Origin of the sequence: Klebsiella sp. K4, from assembly GCF_014596785.2 — a bacterium.
Classification (GTDB): domain Bacteria; phylum Pseudomonadota; class Gammaproteobacteria; order Enterobacterales; family Enterobacteriaceae; genus Klebsiella; species Klebsiella pneumoniae.
In genome coordinates, this window is sequence record NZ_CP115021.1 from 2,825,762 (window position 1) to 2,844,889 (window position 19,128).

At 58.1% G+C, this 19,128-nt stretch carries 18 protein-coding genes; 12 read left to right on the forward strand and 6 right to left on the reverse strand.

Translation table 11 applies throughout. The features are described 5' to 3' along the window. Positions 1-59: 59 nt before the first annotated feature. Positions 60-968 carry a LysR family transcriptional regulator gene (locus tag IB144_RS14135; RefSeq protein WP_002903460.1) on the reverse strand — a complete coding sequence of 303 codons (909 nt, stop codon included), beginning with the start codon at positions 966-968 and terminating at the stop codon, positions 60-62. 166 nt (positions 969-1,134) lie between these two features. Here IB144_RS14135 and IB144_RS14140 point away from each other — a divergent pair, with 166 nt between their 5' ends. From IB144_RS14140 to abgT, 3 genes are all read left to right on the forward strand, one after another. Continuing rightward, on the forward strand, positions 1,135-2,445 hold the full coding sequence (locus IB144_RS14140; RefSeq protein ID WP_048270651.1) for a M20 family metallo-hydrolase: 1,311 nt from the start codon (positions 1,135-1,137) through the stop codon (positions 2,443-2,445). Then, positions 2,445-3,890, forward strand: coding sequence for a M20 family metallopeptidase (locus IB144_RS14145; protein WP_004176321.1), 1,446 nt, complete (start codon positions 2,445-2,447; stop codon positions 3,888-3,890). Before IB144_RS14140 ends, IB144_RS14145 begins: the two co-directional genes overlap by 1 nt. 119 nt (positions 3,891-4,009) lie before the next feature. Continuing rightward, entirely contained in the window at positions 4,010-5,536 is a 1,527-nt protein-coding gene (abgT, locus tag IB144_RS14150; protein ID WP_002903400.1) for a p-aminobenzoyl-glutamate transporter, read from the forward strand. 32 nt (positions 5,537-5,568) lie between these two features. Here abgT and IB144_RS14155 read toward each other — a convergent pair whose 3' ends face one another. Next, positions 5,569-5,727: a hypothetical protein gene (locus tag IB144_RS14155; RefSeq protein ID WP_002903398.1), complete on the reverse strand. Its 159-nt coding sequence runs from the start codon at positions 5,725-5,727 to the stop codon at positions 5,569-5,571. A 292-nt stretch (positions 5,728-6,019) separates the two neighbouring features. Here IB144_RS14155 and ogt point away from each other — a divergent pair, with 292 nt between their 5' ends. From ogt to uspE, 3 genes are all read left to right on the forward strand, one after another. Next, positions 6,020-6,535, forward strand: coding sequence for a methylated-DNA--[protein]-cysteine S-methyltransferase (gene ogt, locus IB144_RS14160; protein ID WP_065888649.1), 516 nt, complete (start codon positions 6,020-6,022; stop codon positions 6,533-6,535). A 194-nt stretch (positions 6,536-6,729) separates the two neighbouring features. After that, positions 6,730-7,482, forward strand: a complete 753-nt coding sequence (gene fnr / locus IB144_RS14165; protein WP_002903394.1) for a fumarate/nitrate reduction transcriptional regulator Fnr — start codon at positions 6,730-6,732, stop codon at positions 7,480-7,482. A 138-nt stretch (positions 7,483-7,620) separates the two neighbouring features. Next, a complete protein-coding gene (gene uspE / locus IB144_RS14170; RefSeq protein WP_002903391.1) occupies positions 7,621-8,571 on the forward strand; it encodes a universal stress protein UspE in 951 nt (316 codons plus the stop codon). A 109-nt stretch (positions 8,572-8,680) separates the two neighbouring features. Here uspE and IB144_RS14175 read toward each other — a convergent pair whose 3' ends face one another. From IB144_RS14175 to pntA, 3 genes are all read right to left on the reverse strand, one after another. After that, on the reverse strand, positions 8,681-8,869 hold the full coding sequence (locus IB144_RS14175) for a YdiH family protein (RefSeq protein ID WP_048270955.1): 189 nt from the start codon (positions 8,867-8,869) through the stop codon (positions 8,681-8,683). A gap of 148 nt (positions 8,870-9,017) precedes the next feature. Then, positions 9,018-10,406: a Re/Si-specific NAD(P)(+) transhydrogenase subunit beta gene (pntB, locus tag IB144_RS14180; protein WP_002903386.1), complete on the reverse strand. Its 1,389-nt coding sequence runs from the start codon at positions 10,404-10,406 to the stop codon at positions 9,018-9,020. 10 nt (positions 10,407-10,416) lie between these two features. Beyond that, on the reverse strand, positions 10,417-11,946 hold the full coding sequence (pntA, locus tag IB144_RS14185; RefSeq protein ID WP_004148265.1) for a Re/Si-specific NAD(P)(+) transhydrogenase subunit alpha: 1,530 nt from the start codon (positions 11,944-11,946) through the stop codon (positions 10,417-10,419). Positions 11,947-12,467: 521 nt separating this feature from the next. On the opposite strand from pntA, the gene ydgH reads away from it, so the two are divergent. From ydgH to folM, 3 genes are all read left to right on the forward strand, one after another. Next, a complete protein-coding gene (gene ydgH, locus IB144_RS14190) occupies positions 12,468-13,418 on the forward strand; it encodes a DUF1471 family protein YdgH (RefSeq protein WP_002903384.1) in 951 nt (316 codons plus the stop codon). 177 nt (positions 13,419-13,595) lie between these two features. After that, positions 13,596-14,978, forward strand: coding sequence for an amino acid permease (locus IB144_RS14195; RefSeq protein ID WP_004183892.1), 1,383 nt, complete (start codon positions 13,596-13,598; stop codon positions 14,976-14,978). Positions 14,979-15,014: 36 nt separating this feature from the next. After that, entirely contained in the window at positions 15,015-15,737 is a 723-nt protein-coding gene (gene folM, locus IB144_RS14200) for a dihydromonapterin reductase (RefSeq protein ID WP_048270649.1), read from the forward strand. Here folM and IB144_RS14205 read toward each other — a convergent pair. Next, positions 15,734-16,069, reverse strand: coding sequence for a GlpM family protein (locus IB144_RS14205; RefSeq protein WP_002903379.1), 336 nt, complete (start codon positions 16,067-16,069; stop codon positions 15,734-15,736). The genes folM and IB144_RS14205 overlap by 4 nt on opposite strands. 128 nt (positions 16,070-16,197) lie before the next feature. On the opposite strand from IB144_RS14205, the gene rstA reads away from it, so the two are divergent. From rstA to rstB, 3 genes are all read left to right on the forward strand, one after another. After that, positions 16,198-16,917 carry a two-component system response regulator RstA gene (rstA, locus tag IB144_RS14210; RefSeq protein WP_002903377.1) on the forward strand — a complete coding sequence of 240 codons (720 nt, stop codon included), beginning with the start codon at positions 16,198-16,200 and terminating at the stop codon, positions 16,915-16,917. Positions 16,918-17,159: 242 nt separating this feature from the next. Beyond that, complete coding sequence (locus IB144_RS14215; protein WP_002903374.1) at positions 17,160-17,522, forward strand: hypothetical protein; 363 nt, start codon at positions 17,160-17,162, stop codon at positions 17,520-17,522. A 256-nt stretch (positions 17,523-17,778) separates the two neighbouring features. Next, entirely contained in the window at positions 17,779-19,080 is a 1,302-nt protein-coding gene (gene rstB, locus IB144_RS14220) for a two-component system sensor histidine kinase RstB (RefSeq protein WP_004140030.1), read from the forward strand. Positions 19,081-19,128: the final 48 nt, after the last annotated feature.

Below are 19,128 nucleotides of genomic sequence, written 5' to 3' on the forward strand. Positions count from 1 at the left end.
CGCGCTCCCCTCTCAACGCGTTTAGCCGCGTTCGCTGGCAAAGTGAGCGCGACGGACGATTAAGGAAACAATTGTCGGCTCTGGCGGCGGAACAGGGTGATTAACGACGCCGTGAGCGGCGTTTGCCGGGTATCGCGCCGCTGGATCAGATAATAGGTGGCGGTGGGTAACACTTCACGGATGGGGATCATCACCAGTTTGTCGGCCATCAGCGGGTCGTTGCCCAGCTCCACCGGCAGGATGCTGAGAAAATCACTTTTCACCACCAGGCTGATGCAGGATGAGAACGTTTCGCAGACGATCCCCACCTTTGGCTCCCGTCCCAGCTGTTCGAAGCATTCCTGCAGCTGCTTGAAGTAGCTGCCGCGCGGCGTCGGCATGGTCCAGTGGTGATCCATCAATTCCCCCAGCGAGGTGGCCTGCGCCGCCGGATGGCCCGCGCGGGCGAACACCGCGAACGGTTTCTCAAACAGTTTCTCAAAGCTGAACTCATGGTCGTACGGCCCGGGGTAATAGGTATTAATGGTGAAATCCAGCTCCCCCTGGCGCAGCTCATTAATCATCGCCAGCAGCTGACCCTCCATGATCCGCACCTTCACCTGCGGATGCTGCTGGTGAAAGCGGCAGATCACCGACGGCATCAGCGACCGGGCGACGCTGGCGCCAAGGCCAATATTAATTTGCCCGGCCTGTTCCCCCTGGCGCTGCAGCAGTTCATCCTGCGCCGCCCGCAGCTCCTCAAGGATCAGGCTCGCATGTTGATAAAAACTTTCGCCATTGTCGGTTAACGCCACCCCCTGGCTGCGGCGGACGAACAGCTGGGCGGAAAGCCCCTCCTCCAGCTCTTTAATCGCTTTGGTCAGCGCCGGCTGCGAGACCGCCAGCGCCCGGCTGGCGCCACGGATACTGCCTTCCCGGGCTACTTCGACGAAGGCGCGAATTTGATGAAATTTAATCTGAAATGCCATGCTTTTAGTGATAACCGTTGCTTATCAGACAGAAGAAAATGACATCTACTGTAATCCATCAGGCTGTGGCAGGTTAAGGGTGTTAAGGCCTGTAGCGCGTCAGTGATAAACAAAAGCTATCACATCGTGAACGCCGTCACATTTTTTACTTATGACAGGATAAGCTATGCCGCAACTTGATGAATACCTCCGCCAACTGGCGCCCTCCATGACCCAATGGCGCCGTGATTTTCACCTGCACGCTGAATCCGGCTGGCTGGAGTTTCGCACCGCCAGTATGGTCGCGGATATTCTTGACGGGCTAGGCTATCAGCTGGCGCTAGGCCGCGACGTCATCGATGCCGACAGCCGGATGGGGCTGCCGGACGAGGAGACCCTGGCCCAGGCTTTCGAACGCGCCCGCGAACAGGGCGCGCCGGAGCGCTGGCTGCCAGCGTTTGAAGGCGGTTTCGCCGGCGTGGTGGCCACGCTCGACACCGGGCGGCCCGGACCAACCCTGGCCTTTCGCGTCGATATGGATGCCCTCGATCTCAACGAACAGCATGACGACAGCCACCGCCCCCATCGCGATCATTTCGCCTCCTGCAACGCCGGCATGATGCACGCCTGCGGCCATGACGGCCATACCGCCATCGGGCTGGGGCTGGCGCATGTGCTCAAGCAGTATGCCGCCCAGCTCAATGGCGTCATTAAACTGATTTTCCAGCCTGCTGAAGAGGGTACCCGCGGCGCCCGCGCGATGGTGGCCGCCGGCGTGGTTGATGACGTGGATTATTTCACGGCGATCCATATCGGGACCGGCGTGCCGGCAGGTACCGTCGTCTGCGGTGGAGACAACTTTATGGCCACCACCAAATTCGACGTGCAGTTCAGCGGCGTGGCCGCCCACGCCGGCGGCAAGCCCGAGGACGGGCGCAACGCGCTGCTGGCCGCCGCCCAGGCCGCCCTTGGCCTGCACGCCATCCCGCCGCACAGCGCCGGCGCCTCGCGGGTCAACGTCGGGATGATGCAGGCCGGTACCGGGCGCAACGTGGTGCCCTCTTCCGCGCTGTTAAAAGTGGAAACCCGCGGCGAAAGCGAAGCCATTAATCAGTACGTGTTCGAGCGGGCGCAGCACGTCGTCGTCGGGGCTGCGGCGATGTACGAAGCCCGCTACGAACTGCGCATGATGGGCGCGGCGACCGCCAGCGCACCGTCGCCGGCGTGGGTGGACTATCTGCGCGAACAGGCCGCCCGGGTGCCCGGCGTGCAACAGGCGGTGGATCGCATCGCCGCCCCGGCGGGCTCGGAAGACGCCACCCTGATGATGGCCCGGGTCCAGGCGCGCGGCGGCCTCGCCTCGTACATGATTTTCGGCACTGAACTCAGCGCCGGTCACCACAACGAAAAGTTTGACTTCGACGAGAGCGTGATGGCGGTAGCGGTCGAAACCCTGGCGCGCGTCGCGCTTAACTTTCCCTGGCAGCGGGGGGTGTAATGGAAGCCATTTTTCAGTTTGTGGACGAGGTGGTTGAGGCACAACGCGACACTTACTGCGCCATCGCCGACGACATCTGGGACCACCCGGAGACCCGCTTTGAGGAGTTCTGGTCAGCCCAACGGCTGGCCGACGCCCTGGAGGCGGAAGGTTTTCAGCTCACCCGCGATGCTGGCGGGATCCCGAATGCCTTTATCGCCAGCGTCGGTGAGGGCCAACCGGTCATTGCCCTGCTCGGCGAATTTGACGCCCTGGCGGGACTCAGCCAGCAGGCCCACAGCGCGGAACCGACGCCCTTGACACCGGGAGCCAACGGCCACGGCTGTGGGCACAATCTGCTCGGCACCGCGGCATTCGCCGCGGCGGTCGCCGCCAAAGGCTGGCTGCAGCAGCACGGCGACAGCGGCACTCTGCGCTTCTACGGTTGTCCCGGCGAGGAAGGCGGTTCGGGAAAAACCTTTATGGTGCGCGAAGGGTTGTTTGATGATGTCGATGCGGCGCTGACCTGGCATCCGGAAGCCTGGGCCGGGATGTTCAGCACCCGCACCCTCGCCAACATTCAGGCGGCATGGCGATTTACCGGCACCGCGGCCCACGCCGCTAATTCGCCGCACCTGGGCCGGAGCGCGCTGGATGCCGTCACCCTGATGACCACCGGCAGCAATTTCCTCAATGAACATATCATCGAGAAGGCGCGCGTCCATTACGCCATTACCGATACCGGCGGCGTCTCGCCCAACGTGGTGCAGGCGCAGGCGGAAGTGCTGTATTTGATCCGCGCGCCGGAGATGGCCGACGCTGAGCAAATCTTCGCCCGCATAGAGAAGATTGCCCAGGGGGCCGCGCTGATGACCGAGACCCAGGTCAGCTGCCGCTTTGAAAAAGCCTGCTCCAGCTATCTGCCCAACCGCACGCTTGAGGCGGCGATGTATCAGGCGGTCTGTCATTACGGTACCCCCGCCTGGAGCGACGAGGAACGCGCTTTTGCCGCGGCGATCCGCGCCACCCTCAGCGCCAACGATATTAACAACAGCCTGAACAATATTGCCGGCACCAGTGGCGAGGAAGGCAAAACGTTCGCTCGTCGCCACCGCGACACCTTGCTGATTGATGAGGTGGCGCCCTGGGCGGCCACGGATAACGTCCTCGCCGGATCCACCGACGTCGGCGATGTTAGCTGGAAAGCGCCGGTGGCCCAGTGCTTCAGCCCGTGCTTCGCGGTGGGTACCCCGCTGCACAGCTGGCAGCTGGTGAGCCAGGGCAGAACCTCCATTGCCCATAAAGGGATGTTGCTGGCGGGGAAAGTGCTCGCGGCGACCGCCATCCGTTTATTCAGCGACAGCGCCCTGCTGGAGGCCAGCCAGCAAGAGCTCAGGCAGGTACTGGCCGAACGCCCCTATCGTTGCCCGATCCCGGCGGAGGTGAGTCCGTCCGTTTTACGATAACCACTTAGAGGCTACTCCTGGCCAACGCTGACCGGATCGCGGCACGCACCGCCCATAATAACCGCCGGCAGTACGGGAGCAGGCCTGCCCAACACAACAACGACAACAGAGGAATGCCCATGAGTATGTCATCCATACCGTCATCTTCCCCCGGCGGAAAGCGCTATGGCTGGGTAGAGAAGATCGGTAACAAGGTCCCGCACCCGTTTTTGCTGTTTATCTATCTCATCGCCGTGCTGATCGCTGCCACGGCAATCCTCTCCGCCCTCAACGTTGGGGTACAAAACCCAACTGACGGTTCGCGGGTGGTGGTCAAAAACCTGCTCAGCGTGGAAGGATTGCACTGGTTTTTGCCGAACGTGATTAAAAACTTCAGCGGTTTCGCGCCGCTGGGGGCGATCCTCGCCCTGGTGCTGGGCGCCGGCTTTGCCGAGCGGGTGGGCCTGTTACCGGCGTTGATGGTCAAGATGGCCTCGCACGTCAGCGCCCGCTATGCCAGCTATATGGTGCTGTTTATCGCCTTTTTCAGCCATATCTCTTCCGATGCGGCGCTGGTGATTATGCCGCCGCTGGGAGCGCTGATGTTTCTTGCCGTCGGTCGGCATCCTGTCGCTGGTCTGCTGGCGGCGATAGCCGGCGTGGGCTGCGGCTTTACCGCCAATCTACTGATTGTCACCACCGACGTGCTGCTCTCCGGGATCAGCACCGAGGCGGCAAAGTCCATCGATGCCTCTTTGCACGTCAGCGTGATCGACAACTGGTACTTTATGGCGACCTCGGTGATCGTTCTGACGCTCGTCGGCGGACTGATCACCGATAAGCTGGTCGAGCCGCGGCTGGGCCAGTGGCAAGGCAGTCGTGATGAAAAGCTGCAGACGCTGACGCCCGGGGAGCGGTTCGGCCTGCGCATCGCCGGCGTGGCGACGCTGGTATTCGTGGCGGTCATCGCCCTGATGGTGGTCCCCGAAAACGGTATTCTTCGCGATCCGGTTCAGCATACGGTCATGCCCTCGCCGTTTATCAAAGGCATCGTGCCGCTAATTATCTTTTTCTTCTTTGTCGTGTCGCTGGCATACGGCATCGCCACCGGCAAAATTCGCCGCCAGGCCGACCTGCCGCAGTTGATGATTGAGCCGATGAAAGAGATGGCCGGGTTTATCGTGATGGTCTTCCCGCTGGCGCAGTTCGTGGCGATGTTCAACTGGAGCAACATGGGCAAGTTTATGGCCGTCGGTCTGACGGACCTGCTGGAGAGTTCAGGCATGAACGGTGTTCCGGCGTTTGTCGGCCTTGCGCTGCTGTCGGCTTTTCTGTGTATGTTTATCGCCAGCGGCTCGGCCATCTGGTCGATTCTGGCGCCGATCTTCGTGCCAATGTTTATGCTGTTGGGCTTTCACCCGGCGTTTGCGCAGATCCTGTTTCGTATCGCTGATTCATCGGTGCTGCCGCTGGCGCCGGTGTCACCGTTTGTGCCGTTGTTTCTCGGCTTTCTACAGCGCTACCGGCCGGATGCCCGCCTCGGCACCTACTATTCGCTGGTGCTCCCTTACCCGCTGATTTTTCTCGCCGTCTGGCTGCTGTTGCTGGTGGGCTGGTATCTGGTGGGACTGCCGATCGGCCCTGGCATCTATCCGCGGCTGTCTTAACCCACCGATGCGCCAGGGACGGCCGCCTTAGCTTAACGCGATATCTTCACTTTGAACTTACGGGTCGCTTCCCCGGCTCCGGCGAATATGCCGAAAAGCGCGCGATACCCTCGCTCAAGCAACAGCGACATACCATGAATAACCAGACCGCTGAAGATCAGTACGATTACGCCAGTCAGTATATATTGCATAGCTCCACCTCTGAGTTATTAACCGCGCCGCGCCGACGCGGTAGCACTTTCCCGAGCGCGCACAGCGGCGCGGAGGACCGACGTCGTCAGCTTAAAAGTAGCAAAAACCCTGTCCGGTAACCCGCCAGGATCGATCCAAAAATAAATCATCGTGGCGATCGCAGAATACCTCCACGGCGGATAGCCCGCCGTGCTATCTGGCGATGCGGTTTTACCTTTTGGGAGTATAGTTGACTGCCGTCAGCGCGTGGTATCGTGTGCCTCTCATGTACGATGGTGGATGACAGAAACGATGTTGACCTTGCTGCAGGATAAAATGGATACCCCGCTGGGGCCGTTGTGGGTGCTTTGCGACGAACAGTTTAATTTGCGCGCCGTCGAGTGGGACGAGCACCGCGATCGGATGGAAACGCTGCTCGACGTACACTATCGCCGGGAAGGCTATCAGCGCGTCAACTGCCGCAATCCCGGCGGTCTCAGCAGTAAGCTGAGCGACTATTTTGCCGGCGATTTAGCCATTATCGAGACTCTGCCTACCGCCACCGCCGGCACCCCTTTTCAGCGCCAGGTCTGGCAGGCGTTACGCGAAATCCCCTGTGGCCAGGTGATGCACTACGGCCAACTGGCCGAGGCGCTCGGTCGTCCCGGCGCCGCGCGCGCGGTGGGCGCCGCCAATGGCGCCAATCCGGTGAGTATCGTGGTGCCCTGCCATCGGGTCATCGGGCGCAACGGCACCATGACCGGCTATGCCGGCGGCGTACAGCGTAAAGAGTGGCTTTTGCGTCACGAGGGCTATCTGTTGCTTTGACTGAAAATGCCTTTTCTGGAATTTTCAGGTAATTTTACAATCAAAAGTGGCGTAATAATCTGTTTTTAATCAAATAGATACACAAGCGATTTGATTTACCCTGCTGATATTACGTGTTTCCGGGCCTGAAGACTTACCTGCTGATCAAAAAGATGTTAAAATTGACCAATATCAATTAAGGCCTGAGCAGACATATGATCCCTGAGAAGCGAATTATTCGACGCATTCAGTCTGGCGGTTGTGCAATCCATTGTCAGGATTGCAGCATTAGCCAGCTCTGCATCCCCTTTACTCTGAACGAGCATGAGCTTGATCAGCTGGATAATATTATCGAGCGGAAAAAGCCTATCCAGAAAGGTCAAACCTTGTTCAAAGCCGGTGATGAGCTGAAGTCGTTGTACGCTATTCGCTCCGGGACCATCAAAAGCTATACCATCACCGAGCAAGGTGATGAGCAGATCACTGGCTTCCATCTGGCGGGCGACCTGGTGGGCTTTGACGCCATCGGCACCGGTCTGCACCCGAGCTTTGCGCAGGCGCTGGAAACCTCAATGGTCTGCGAGATCCCCTTCGAAACTCTTGACGATCTTTCCGGAAAAATGCCCAATCTGCGTCAGCAGATGATGCGCCTGATGAGCGGTGAGATTAAAGGCGACCAGGATATGATCCTGTTGCTTTCCAAAAAGAATGCCGAAGAGCGCCTGGCCGCGTTTATCTATAACCTTTCTCGTCGTTTCGCCCAGCGCGGCTTCTCACCACGTGAGTTCCGGCTGACCATGACCCGCGGCGATATTGGCAACTATCTCGGCCTCACCGTCGAAACCATCAGCCGTCTGCTGGGCCGTTTTCAGAAAAGCGGCATGCTGGCGGTGAAAGGCAAATATATCACTATTGAAAACAGCGATCTGCTGGCCCAGCTGGCCGGGCAGGCGCGCAACGTCGCTTAATCTCTGCGCAATACCTGGTCACGATCGGCAATTTTTTCAGATTTGTTGATCTGACCAGGCTCCTCCCCTGTTTCAATTCATCCATATAGGTTATCTTTTTAATAACTGACGGTAGCTGCAGTTGTAAGGAGACCCTGTATGGCGAAGTATCAGAGCATGCTGGTAGTAATCGATCCTAACCAGGACGACCAGCCGGCGCTAAGGCGAGCGGTGTACCTGCACCAACGGATTGGTGGACGCATCAAAGCCTTTTTGCCGATCTATGATTTTTCCTATGAAATGACCACCCTGCTGTCGCCGGATGAGCGGACGGCAATGCGCCAGGGCGTCATTGCCCAACGAACGGCCTGGATCCGCGAGCAGGCGAAATTCTACCTGGAATCGGGCGTGCCGATTGACGTGAAAGTGGTGTGGCACAATCGCCCCTTCGAAGCGATTATTCAGGAGGTGGTCAGTGAGAAACACGATCTGCTGCTGAAGATGGCCCACCAGCACGACAAACTGGAGGCGGTGATCTTTACCCCGACGGACTGGCATCTGCTGCGTAAATGCCCTTGCCCGGTGTGGATGGTCAAAGACCAGCCGTGGCCGGAAGGCGGCAAAGCGCTGGTCGCCGTCAATCTCGCCAGTGAAGAGAATTATCACAACACCCTTAACGAGAAGCTGGTTCGCGAGACGCTGTCGCTGGCGGAAGAAGTCAACCACACTGAAGTGCACCTGATCGGTGCCTACCCGGTGACGCCGATCAATATCGCGATAGAACTGCCGGATTTTGATCCCAGCGTCTACAACGACGCGATCCGCGGCCAGCATCTGCTGGCGATGAAAGCGCTGCGGCAGAAGTTTGGCATCGATGAAAAATTCACCCACGTCGAAAAAGGACTGCCTGAAGAGGTGATCCCGGACCTCGCCGAGCATCTGCAGGCGGGGATCGTGGTGCTGGGAACGGTCGGACGTACCGGCCTGTCGGCGGCGTTCCTCGGCAATACCGCGGAACAGGTTGTCGACCACCTGCGCTGTGACCTGCTGGTGCTGAAACCGGAGGCCTACCAGACGCCGGTGGAACTGGACGACGACGACGACGATTAACCGCTACCACTCATCTTCCCCCGCCTCGCGGGGGATTTTTTTGCTTGCTGCCAGCCAGGCACAAAAAAAGGGCCGTTGGCGGCCCCTGTCACTGTCCAGCGAGAATGGCTTAGTGGATACCCAGACGCAAGGCCAGATCGATCTCTTCTTTCAGCTCCAGCGAGGAGAGCGCCATCAGGTCAGCAAACTCCAGCTCCAGCAGTTTAAGTTTTTTCAGATACTGCGCTGGGGTCATGACGGTAGTGTCGCGGCGTAAGAATTCGATGGCCATCTGCGTTGGGGTTAACTCGGTATCCATAATATCCTCTGTCTGATGTAAGAACCGGAACATTATATCACCTCTTGCCGCTTATTTTGTGAACAATTCCAGGCATCCCCCTGCATATAAAAAAGCCGTCTCACAGGAGACGGCTTATAAACAAACGTTGTAAAACAATTATGTTACATTACAGCGCTTTCAGGATCGCATCGACGCTGGCTTTAGCATCGCCAAACAGCATATGAGTGTTCTCTTTAAAGAACAGCGGGTTCTGTACGCCGGCGTAACCGGTGTTCATTGAACGCTTAAAGACCACCACATTCTGCGCTTTCCACACCTCGAGCACCGGCATGCCGGCGATCGGGCTCTTCGGATCGTCCTGCGCCGCCGGGTTGACGGTATCGTTGGCGCCGATCACCAGCACGGTGTCGGTGTCGCTGAAATCGTCGTTGATCTCATCCATCTCCAGCACGATGTCGTAAGGCACTTTGGCTTCCGCCAGAAGGACGTTCATATGCCCCGGGAGGCGCCCGGCCACCGGATGAATACCAAAGCGTACTTTGATACCCCGCGCCCGCAGCTTCTCGGTAATTTCTGCTACCGGATACTGCGCCTGAGCCACCGCCATACCGTAGCCCGGGGTGATGATCACCGAGTGCGAGTTTTTCAGCATCTCCGCCGTCTCTTCGGCACTAATCTCGCGATGCTCGCCCACTTCTTCATCGCCGCCGCTTGAGGAACCATCGGTGCCGAAGCCCCCGGCGATCACGCTGATAAAGGAGCGGTTCATCGCCTTACACATAATGTAAGAGAGGATGGCGCCGGAAGAGCCCACCAGCGCGCCGGTGACGATCAGCAGGTCATTACTCAGCATAAAGCCCGCCGCCGCTGCCGCCCAGCCCGAGTAGGAGTTGAGCATCGAGACCACCACCGGCATGTCCGCACCGCCGATAGAGGCCACCAGGTGCCAGCCAAAGGCCAGCGCGATCGCGGTCATCACCAGCAGGCACAGGACCTGGGTGCCGGTGCTGTCAGAGCGAACAAAAATCACCATCAGGATGAAGGAAACCACCAGCGCCGCCAGGTTCAGCTTATGGCGATTGGGCAGCATCAGCGGCCTGGAGGAAATTTTGCCGCGCAGTTTACCAAACGCCACCACCGAACCGGTGAAGGTCACCGCGCCGATGAAGATCCCGAGGAACACTTCGGTCAAATGAATATTGACCAGAATTTGCTCCATACCGGTTTCATGCTGCAGGTAGCTGTTGAAACCCACCAGCACCGCTGCCAGACCCACGAAGCTGTGCAGGATAGCCACCAGCTCCGGCATTTCGGTCATCTCGACCTTCTTCGCCAGACGAATACCGATCGCCCCGCCGATCACCATCGCAAGAATAATCCAGCCGACGTTGCCGGCGTCCGGCCCCAGGATGGTAGCGATCAGGGCAATGGCCATCCCGGCGATGCCGAAATAGTTGCCCTGCTGCGACGTTTCGTGTTTCGACAGGCCCGCCAGGCTGAAAATAAACAGGATTGCAGCAACAATGTATGCAGCCGTTACTAATCCACCAGACATGTGCTACCCCTTATCCTTTGCGAAACATTTTCAGCATGCGCTGAGTCACGGTAAAACCACCGAAAATATTAATGCTGGCGATCAGCACCGCGATAAAGCTCAGGAAGCTGACCCAGCCGCCGTGGCCTATCTGCAACAACGCGCCAACCACGATAATGCCCGAAATGGCATTGGTCACCGACATCAGCGGCGTATGCAGCGCATGGGAGACGTTCCACACCACGTAGTAACCCACCACGCAGGCCAGCGCGAAGACGGTGAAATGGCCGAGGAACTCTTTTGGCGCCACGTTGGCCAGCCAGCCGAAGAGAATAATCGCCAGCGCCATCAGCGCATATTTGCGCCACGGCGACGCCGGTTTCACCGCTTCTTTCGGCGCTTCCACTTTTTTCGCCGCGGCCTGCGGCTGAGCGGAGACCTGAATCGGCGGCGCCGGCCAGGTGATTTCACCTTCGCGAACAACGGTCACACCGCGCACTACCACGTCATCGAAATCGATAACGATATTGCCGTCTTTCTCTTTGCACAGCAGCTTCAGCAGGTTCACCAGGTTGGTGCCGTAGAGCTGGGAGGACTGGGTCGGCAGACGGCCAGGAAGATCGGTGTAACCGATGATTTTCACGCCGTTGGCGGTGGTCACCACTTCGCCCGGTACGGTGTACTCACAGTTGCCGCCGTTTTGCGAGGCCAGATCGACCACCACGCTGCCCGATTTCATGGAGTCGACCATTTCGCGGGTGATCAGCTTCGGCGCCGGTTTGCCCGGGATTAACGCCGTGGTGACAATGATATCGACCTCTTTCGCCTGCGCGGCGAACAGCGCCATTTCAGCCTTAATAAAGGCCTCAGACATCACTTTGGCGTAGCCATCGCCGCTGCCCGCTTCCTCTTTAAAGTCCAGCTCGAGGAACTCGGCGCCCATACTCTGCACCTGCTCCTTCACTTCCGGACGGGTATCGAAGGCGCGAACAATAGCGCCCAGGCTGTTGGCGGCGCCAATCGCCGCCAGACCGGCTACCCCGGCGCCAATGACCATCACCTTGGCGGGCGGAACCTTGCCTGCCGCCGTAATCTGCCCGGTAAAGAATCGACCAAATTCATGCGCCGCTTCAACGATAGCGCGGTACCCGGCGATGTTGGCCATTGAGCTGAGCGCATCCAGCGACTGGGCGCGGGAAATACGCGGCACGGAATCCATCGCCATTACGTTGATATTACGGGCCGCCAGTTTTTCCATCAGCTGCGGGTTTTGCGCCGGCCAGATAAAACTAATCAGCGTGGTCCCCGGATTCAGCAGGGCAATTTCATCGTCATTCGGAGCATTGACCTTAAGGATGACATCAGACTGCCATACCTCGTCGCCGGTCACGATTTCAGCTCCTGCCTCGGCAAAGGCCTCATCGTCAAAGCTGGCCAGCTTCCCGGCGCCGCTTTCTACCGCGACGCTAAAGCCGAGTTTGAGCAATTGCTCAACGGTCTTCGGCGTGGCGGCGGCCCGGGTCTCCTGGGCTAGCCTTTCTTGTGGTACACCAATACGCATAGTTTTCCCTTCCATCGGTTTTTGATGATGGTTTACTTTTCTGCCCAACAACGCCAGGACGGCAAAATCTTCCTCGCCATCTTTCGCTGTCTACAAAATGAAACAGTAACAAACTTTTTATAACCTACTGAAAATACCGATTGTGATCTACTGCGATAAAACACAAATTTTGATTTTATTGCTTATTGTCAGCTCAGATGGGTCCGGGCAGCAATATTTACCTGAATTTGCCGCCCAGGCCTGATAATCCGCTTATCCTGCGGTATAAAACGCCATTTATCGCCATTGAGATCATTGTGTTAACATTACATTAACTAATAAAAGTGGTATTGATTATCGTTTTTGCTGGTCAAGCGCCTGTTTTTTCAACATATCGAAAAATGTTATCTTTCCGTAGTATACGATTCGGGCGGCAAGCAAAAATTGACGCAGACAGTCACGGCGATTAAATGCAATAATCAAACGTTTTCAGTCAACAACAACACCAGTATATGGTTTGCGCAAGGCAAAGGATTATTTTTATGAAGCTTAAAAACACCCTCCTGGCGTCTGCTCTCCTGACAACCGCCACGTTGTCTGCCCATGCAGCGACCGAGTTGACCCCGGAGCAGGCGGCTGCGCTGAAGCCCTACGATCGCGTTGTCGTCACCGGCCGGTTTAATGCCATTGGCGATGCGGTACAGGCAGTATCGCGCAAAGCCGACAAAGACGGCGCGGCCTCATTCTATGTTGTCGACACGTCGGACTACGGCAATGGCGGCAACTGGCGCGTCACGGCTGACCTTTATAAAGAAGACGCGCCGAAAGCGGATGCGCCGAAGAATCGCATTATCAACGGCGTGATGGAGTTGCCGAAAGATCAGGCCGTTGAGCTGATGCCTTACGACACCGTCACCGTTCAGGGCTTCTATCGCAGCCAGCCGGAAGTCAACGACGCCATCACCAAAGCGGCGAAAGCAAAAGGCGCCTATGCGTTCTTTATCGTCCGCCAGGTTGACGCCAACCAGGGCGGCAACCAGCGCATTACCGCTTATATCTACAAAAAAGATGCTGAAAAACGCGTGCTGCAGAGCCCGGACGCTATCCCGGCTGACTCTGAAGCTGGCCGCGCAGCGCTGGCCAAAGGCGGCGAAGCGGCGAAGAACGTGGAAATTCCGGGCGTTGCCACCACCGCCGCGGTGGGTTCGGGTACCGGCGTCGGGCGTTTCTTTGAGACTCAGTCTTCGAAAGGTGGACGTTACACTGTCACCCTGCCGAACGGCACTAAGGTCGAAGAAGTGAACAAAGTGACTGCGGCGCAAATGGTGCCGTTCGATAACATCCAGTTCACCGGCAACTACGGCAACATGACCGAAATCTCCTATCAGACGGCGAAACGCGCGGCGAAGAAAGGGGCGAAGTACTACCACATCACCCGCCAGTGGCAGGAACGCGGCGGAAACATCACCATCAGCGCCGATTTGTACAAATAATCGCTGCTGGCTGGCTAAAAAGGCGGCGCATTGCCGCCTTTTCATTTTTTTTCATCCCCCGCCATTGCATGGCCCCCGGACACTCCGTAAAATCCCGCGCCTTAGCGCAATCCTCCATTTTTATGCGATTTCGCAAAATAAATATTCTGGAACAGCCATTTTCACCTCGGGAATGCAATGGAAAAGAAACTGGGCCTGAGCGCCCTGACCGCCCTGGTCCTTAGCTCAATGCTCGGCGCTGGCGTATTCAGTTTGCCGCAAAATATGGCTGCCGTGGCCAGCCCCTCCGCTCTGCTCATTGGCTGGGCCATCACCGGCGTCGGGATCCTGTTTCTCGCTTTCGCCATGCTGCTGTTGACCCGTATTCGTCCCGACCTCGACGGCGGGATCTTCACCTACGCTCGCGAAGGATTCGGCGAACTGATCGGCTTCTGCTCCGCCTGGGGATACTGGCTGTGCGCGGTGATCGCCAATGTCTCCTATCTGGTTATCGTCTTTTCGGCGCTCAGTTTTTTCACCGATACCCCTGAGCTGCGCCTGTTTGGCGATGGTAATACCTGGCAGTCTATCGTTGGCGCGTCGGTTCTGCTGTGGGTCGTCCACTTTCTGGTCCTGCGCGGTGTCCAGACGGCAGCGGGGATTAACCTGGTGGCCACCCTCGCCAAGCTTCTGCCGCTGGGCGCCTTCGTCGCGCTCGCCGCCCTGGCCTTTCAGCTGGATACGTTCCGCCTCGATTTTAGCGGCCTGGCGCTGGGCGTGCCGGTATGGGAACAGGTCAAAAACACCATGCTGATCACCCTGTGGGTGTTTATCGGCGTGGAGGGGGCGGTAGTCGTGTCCGCGCGGGCGCGACACAAGCGCGACGTTGGCCGCGCGACGCTGCTGGCGGTGCTGTCGGCCCTCGCGGTGTATCTGCTGGTCACCCTGCTGTCGCTGGGCGTCGTGCCGCGCAGCGAACTGGCCGAAATGCGCAACCCGTCGATGGCGGGACTGATGGTCAGGCTGATGGGGTCGTGGGGGGAGATCGTCATTGCCGCCGGGCTGATCGTGTCGGTGTGCGGCGCTTATCTCAGCTGGACCATCATGGCCGCGGAGGTGCCTTTCCTCGCCGCCACTCATAAAGCCTTCCCGCGCCTGTTTGCCCGTCAGAATAGCAACAACGCCCCCTCCGCCTCACTGTGGTTGACCAATATCAGCGTTCAGGTATCGCTGGTGCTGATCTGGCTGACCGGGTCGGACTACGGCACGCTGCTGACTATTGCGTCAGAAATGATCCTCGTGCCTTATCTGCTGGTCGGCGCCTTTCTGCTGAAAATCGCCACTCGCCCGCTGCATAAAGCGGTGGCTATCGGCGCCTGTATTTATGGCATATGGTTATTATACGCGTCGGGGCCTGTGCATTTGCTGTTGTCGGTGGTACTTTACGCTCCGGGTCTTCTGGTCTTTTTGTACGCCCGACGTACGCACCAGCACGATCGTTCGCTCAAACGCCGCGAAGTGGCGCTAATTGGTTTATTGCTGGTTGCCGCTGTGCCGGCAACGTGGATGCTGGTGGGGTAAGCGGTCGCCCTGCCGCAGAACGCATAGGAGATACCCATGGCTGAACAACAGCCCCGCCCGATTCTGATCACAGGAGCAGGCCGCCGCATCGGCCTCGCTCTGGCACACCATTTTCTGCAGCAGCGCCAGCCGGTCATCATCAGCTATCGTACGCCCTATCCGGCGATTGACGGCCTGCGCGAAGCGGGCGCGCTCTGCCTGCAGGCCGATTTTAGCAGCGATGACGGCATTCTGACCTTCGCTGAAGCGGTCAAATCACACACCGACGGTCTGCGCGCCATCATCCATAACGCCAGCGACTGGATGGCGGAAAAGCCGGGCGTCCCGCTGAGCGCAGTCATCAACCGCATGATGCAGATCCACGTCAACGCCCCCTATCTGCTCAACCATGCGCTGGAGGCGTTGCTGCGCGGCCACGGCCATGCCGCCAGCGACATTATCCATATCACCGATTACGTGGTGGAGCGCGGGAGCGACAAACATATCGCCTACGCCGCCAGCAAAGCCGCCCTGGATAACATGACCCGCTCCTTCGCTCGCAAGCTGGCTCCAGAGGTTAAGGTCAACGCCATCGCGCCGTCGCTAATCATGTTTAATGAGGGTGACGACGAGGCCTATCGTCAGCAGGCGCTGGATAAATCGCTGATGAAAATCGCCCCTGGCGAAAAAGAGATTAGCGATCTCATCGATTACCTGTTTACCAGCCGCTACGTTACCGGCCGCTCATTCGCTGTCGACGGCGGCCGCCCGCTGCGCTAGTGGAAACGGCTCCAGCCGAGGATTAACAGCCAGGCGCACAGCCCCCAGCATCCCACTGCGCCTGCCAGCGCCAACGGCAGGCGCATAATCCCGGTGAAATACCACAGTGACAGCAGATAGATAAAATAGGGAAGAATCGACCACATGCCGAATACGATGGTCGCGCGCAGGGCTTCGATCCCCCGCTCGCTGGCGACAATATAATGGGCGATGAGCGCAAAGGTGGGAAACAGCGGGACCAGGCCAGCGATAGCGTAGTTTTTGGTTTTCGCCAGCACGCCAATCAGCACCACCACCAGCGCTCCCAACAGCCCTTTGATTAACAGCCCCATGCCCGTATGCCTTAACAGTGAATCAATAAGTTAGGGCAGCATAGCGGATTTAACGCTGTTTATAAAAGAGTAATGGCGGGTAAAATAAGTGCGGTGTATGTTACTTCTTTTACTGATGTGCAATAGACATGAATAAAATCGTTTTTGTTGAGGATGACCCTGAGGTAGGCACGCTGATCGCCGCCTATCTCGGCAAGCATGATATGGATGTGGTGGTCGAGCCTCGCGGCGACCGCGCTGAGGAGGTGATCGCGCGGGAGAAACCGGATCTGGTGCTGCTGGACATTATGCTGCCCGGCAAGGACGGAATGACGCTCTGTCGCGATCTGCGCGGGCAATGGCAAGGGCCGATTGTCCTGCTGACTTCGCTCGACAGCGATATGAACCATATCCTCTCCCTGGAGATGGGCGCCAGCGATTATATTCTGAAAACCACCCCGCCAGCGGTACTTCTCGCGCGACTGCGTCTGCATTTGCGCCAGCATATTGCTCCGGCAGGCGCCGGATCCGCCTCCTCAACGCTCACGCCACATAAAACCATCTCCTTCGGCTCGCTGACCATTGACCCGGTCAACCGCCAGGTGCTGCTTGGCGGAGAAAACGTCGCCCTGTCGACCGCCGATTTCGATCTGCTGTGGGAGTTGGCCACCCACGCCGGGCAGATTATGGACCGCGACGCACTGCTGAAAAATTTACGCGGCGTTACCTATGACGGGATGGATCGCAGCGTCGACGTGGCTATCTCCCGCCTGCGCAAAAAACTGCTCGACAACGCCACGGAGCCCTATCGTATTAAGACCGTTCGCAACAAAGGCTACCTGTTCGCCCCTCACGCCTGGGATAACTAAGCAGCCCTTCTGCGGCCCTGCGAGGGGCCCGCTCATCGCGCGCTCGCCGGCGGCAAAGTTATCACGTTTGCTGCCTGCTGCGTTCGTCCCTGGCGCGCACATTCATCACCGGAACTTGTCATATTGATTAAATCAATAGAATTAGCCGTACAGAACCCCATCACATAACTCCTCAATATGATTGTGCTCAAGGACTTACCGCTGTCAGAGTGGCATAAAGCCTGAAAACACAGGACTTTTGCATGATGAAATACGTTGTACTTTTGGCACTCTCACTGTTCACTTCTCTCTCTGGCTGGGCTTTTTCCCTCGACAACGCCGATATTCGACTCCTTTGTCCGCAGCGCGGGCAAATCGAGGTGATCCTTCATCGCTATGAACATACCCAGCAATCCTGGGGGCAGCATCACTTTGAAACCGGCGGCGGCCACGTTCGCCAGGGGCCGCTGCTGGTGATCCCGTTTGCCAACCTCGATCAGATGATTTACCACCAGACCACCGGCGAGTTTGCTTACTGGTATGCCGAAACGGAAAAGCTGGTGCGCTGTCGGCTGCTGAGTCTGACGACCACCTATCCGGTAGACATTCCTTATTATCGTGAGTAGCGTATCCATCGACGCACAAAATACGATTGCCCTGCTCCCCCCGAGGGTGAAGAAATCACCGCATCGAGTGACACTGTCACCTTTTCACCGTTCTGTCTCCAGGCTGGCTATTGTCAGGGGGCATAAACCCTGCTTTGATAGCGTATCTATGATTTCCCCGCGCCTCGCCCGGGGATATCGATAACATTGACTCCCCGACGCGCAGAAGATGCCCCTGGGGCGCCAGACAGGTTTCTCTTGAATACGCGGTAATGTAATGAAAAAGCTGTTCGTGCAGTTCTATCTTCTGCTCTTCGTCTGCTTTCTGGTGATGACCATGCTGGTCGGTCTGGTCTATAAATTTACCGCGGAGCGCGCCGGACGGCAGTCGCTTGACGATTTGATGAAAAGCTCGCTGTATCTGATGCGCAGCGAGCTGCGGGAGATACCGCCGCGCGACTGGAGCAAGACCCTTAAAGAGCTGGACCTGAATTTATCGTTTGATCTGCACATCGAGCCGATCAGCAAATTTAAGCTGTCGGAAAGCTCGATGCAGCACCTGCGCGCCGGCGATATCGTCGCCCTCGACGATCAGTACACCTTTATTCAGCGCATTCCCCGCAGCCACTATGTGCTGTCGGTGGGCCCGGTGCCCTATCTCTATTTTCTGCATGAGATGCGCCTGCTGGACGTGGCGCTGATGGCGTTTATTGCTATCTCGCTGGCCTTTCCGGTGTTTATCTGGATGCGCCCGCACTGGCAGGACATGCTGCGCATTGAGACGGCCGCCCAGCGCTTTGGCGAAGGTCACCTCAGCGAGCGCATTCACTTCGACAGTATGTCCAGCTTCGAGCGGCTCGGGGTGGCCTTTAACCAAATGGCCGATAACATTAATGCGCTTATTGCCAGCAAAAAGCAGCTGATTGACGGCATCGCCCATGAACTCAGGACACCGCTGGTACGCCTGCGCTACCGTCTGGAGATGAGCGAGAATCTCAGCGAGGCGGAATCGCAGGCGCTGAACCGCGATATCGGTCAGCTGGAGGCGCTGATTGAAGAGCTCCTGACCTACGCCCGCCTCGACCGCCCGCAGACGGAGCTCAGCCTGACGACTCCCGATTTTCCCGCCTGGATCAGCGATCACGTCGAGGATATCCAGATGGTTAACCCACAGCGCGAGGTCGCCCTGGCGACGCTGACCCACGGTAACTACGGCGCGCTCGATATGCGACTGATGGAGCGGGTGCTGGATAATTTGGTCAATAACGCCCTGCGCTACAGCAGCCAGCGGGTGGCGGTCAGCCTGACGCTGCAGGGTTCGCGCGCATCGTTGCTGGTTGAGGATGACGGCCCGGGAATCGCCCCCGAGGAGCGCGAGCGGGTGTTTGAGCCCTTTGTCCGCCTTGACCCCAGCCGGGACCGGGCGACAGGAGGCTGCGGCCTCGGCCTGGCGATTGTCCACAGTATCGCCCAGGCGATGGGCGGCGAGGTGCGCTGCGAGGCCAGCCCTCTCGGCGGCGCCCGCTTCTGCTTTAGCTGGCCGGTCTATCATCAGCTGCCTGATTTCACCTCTGCCTGAATAAAACTTGCGCAGAAGCCGCGGGCTGGGTATGCTGCAAAAATCTAA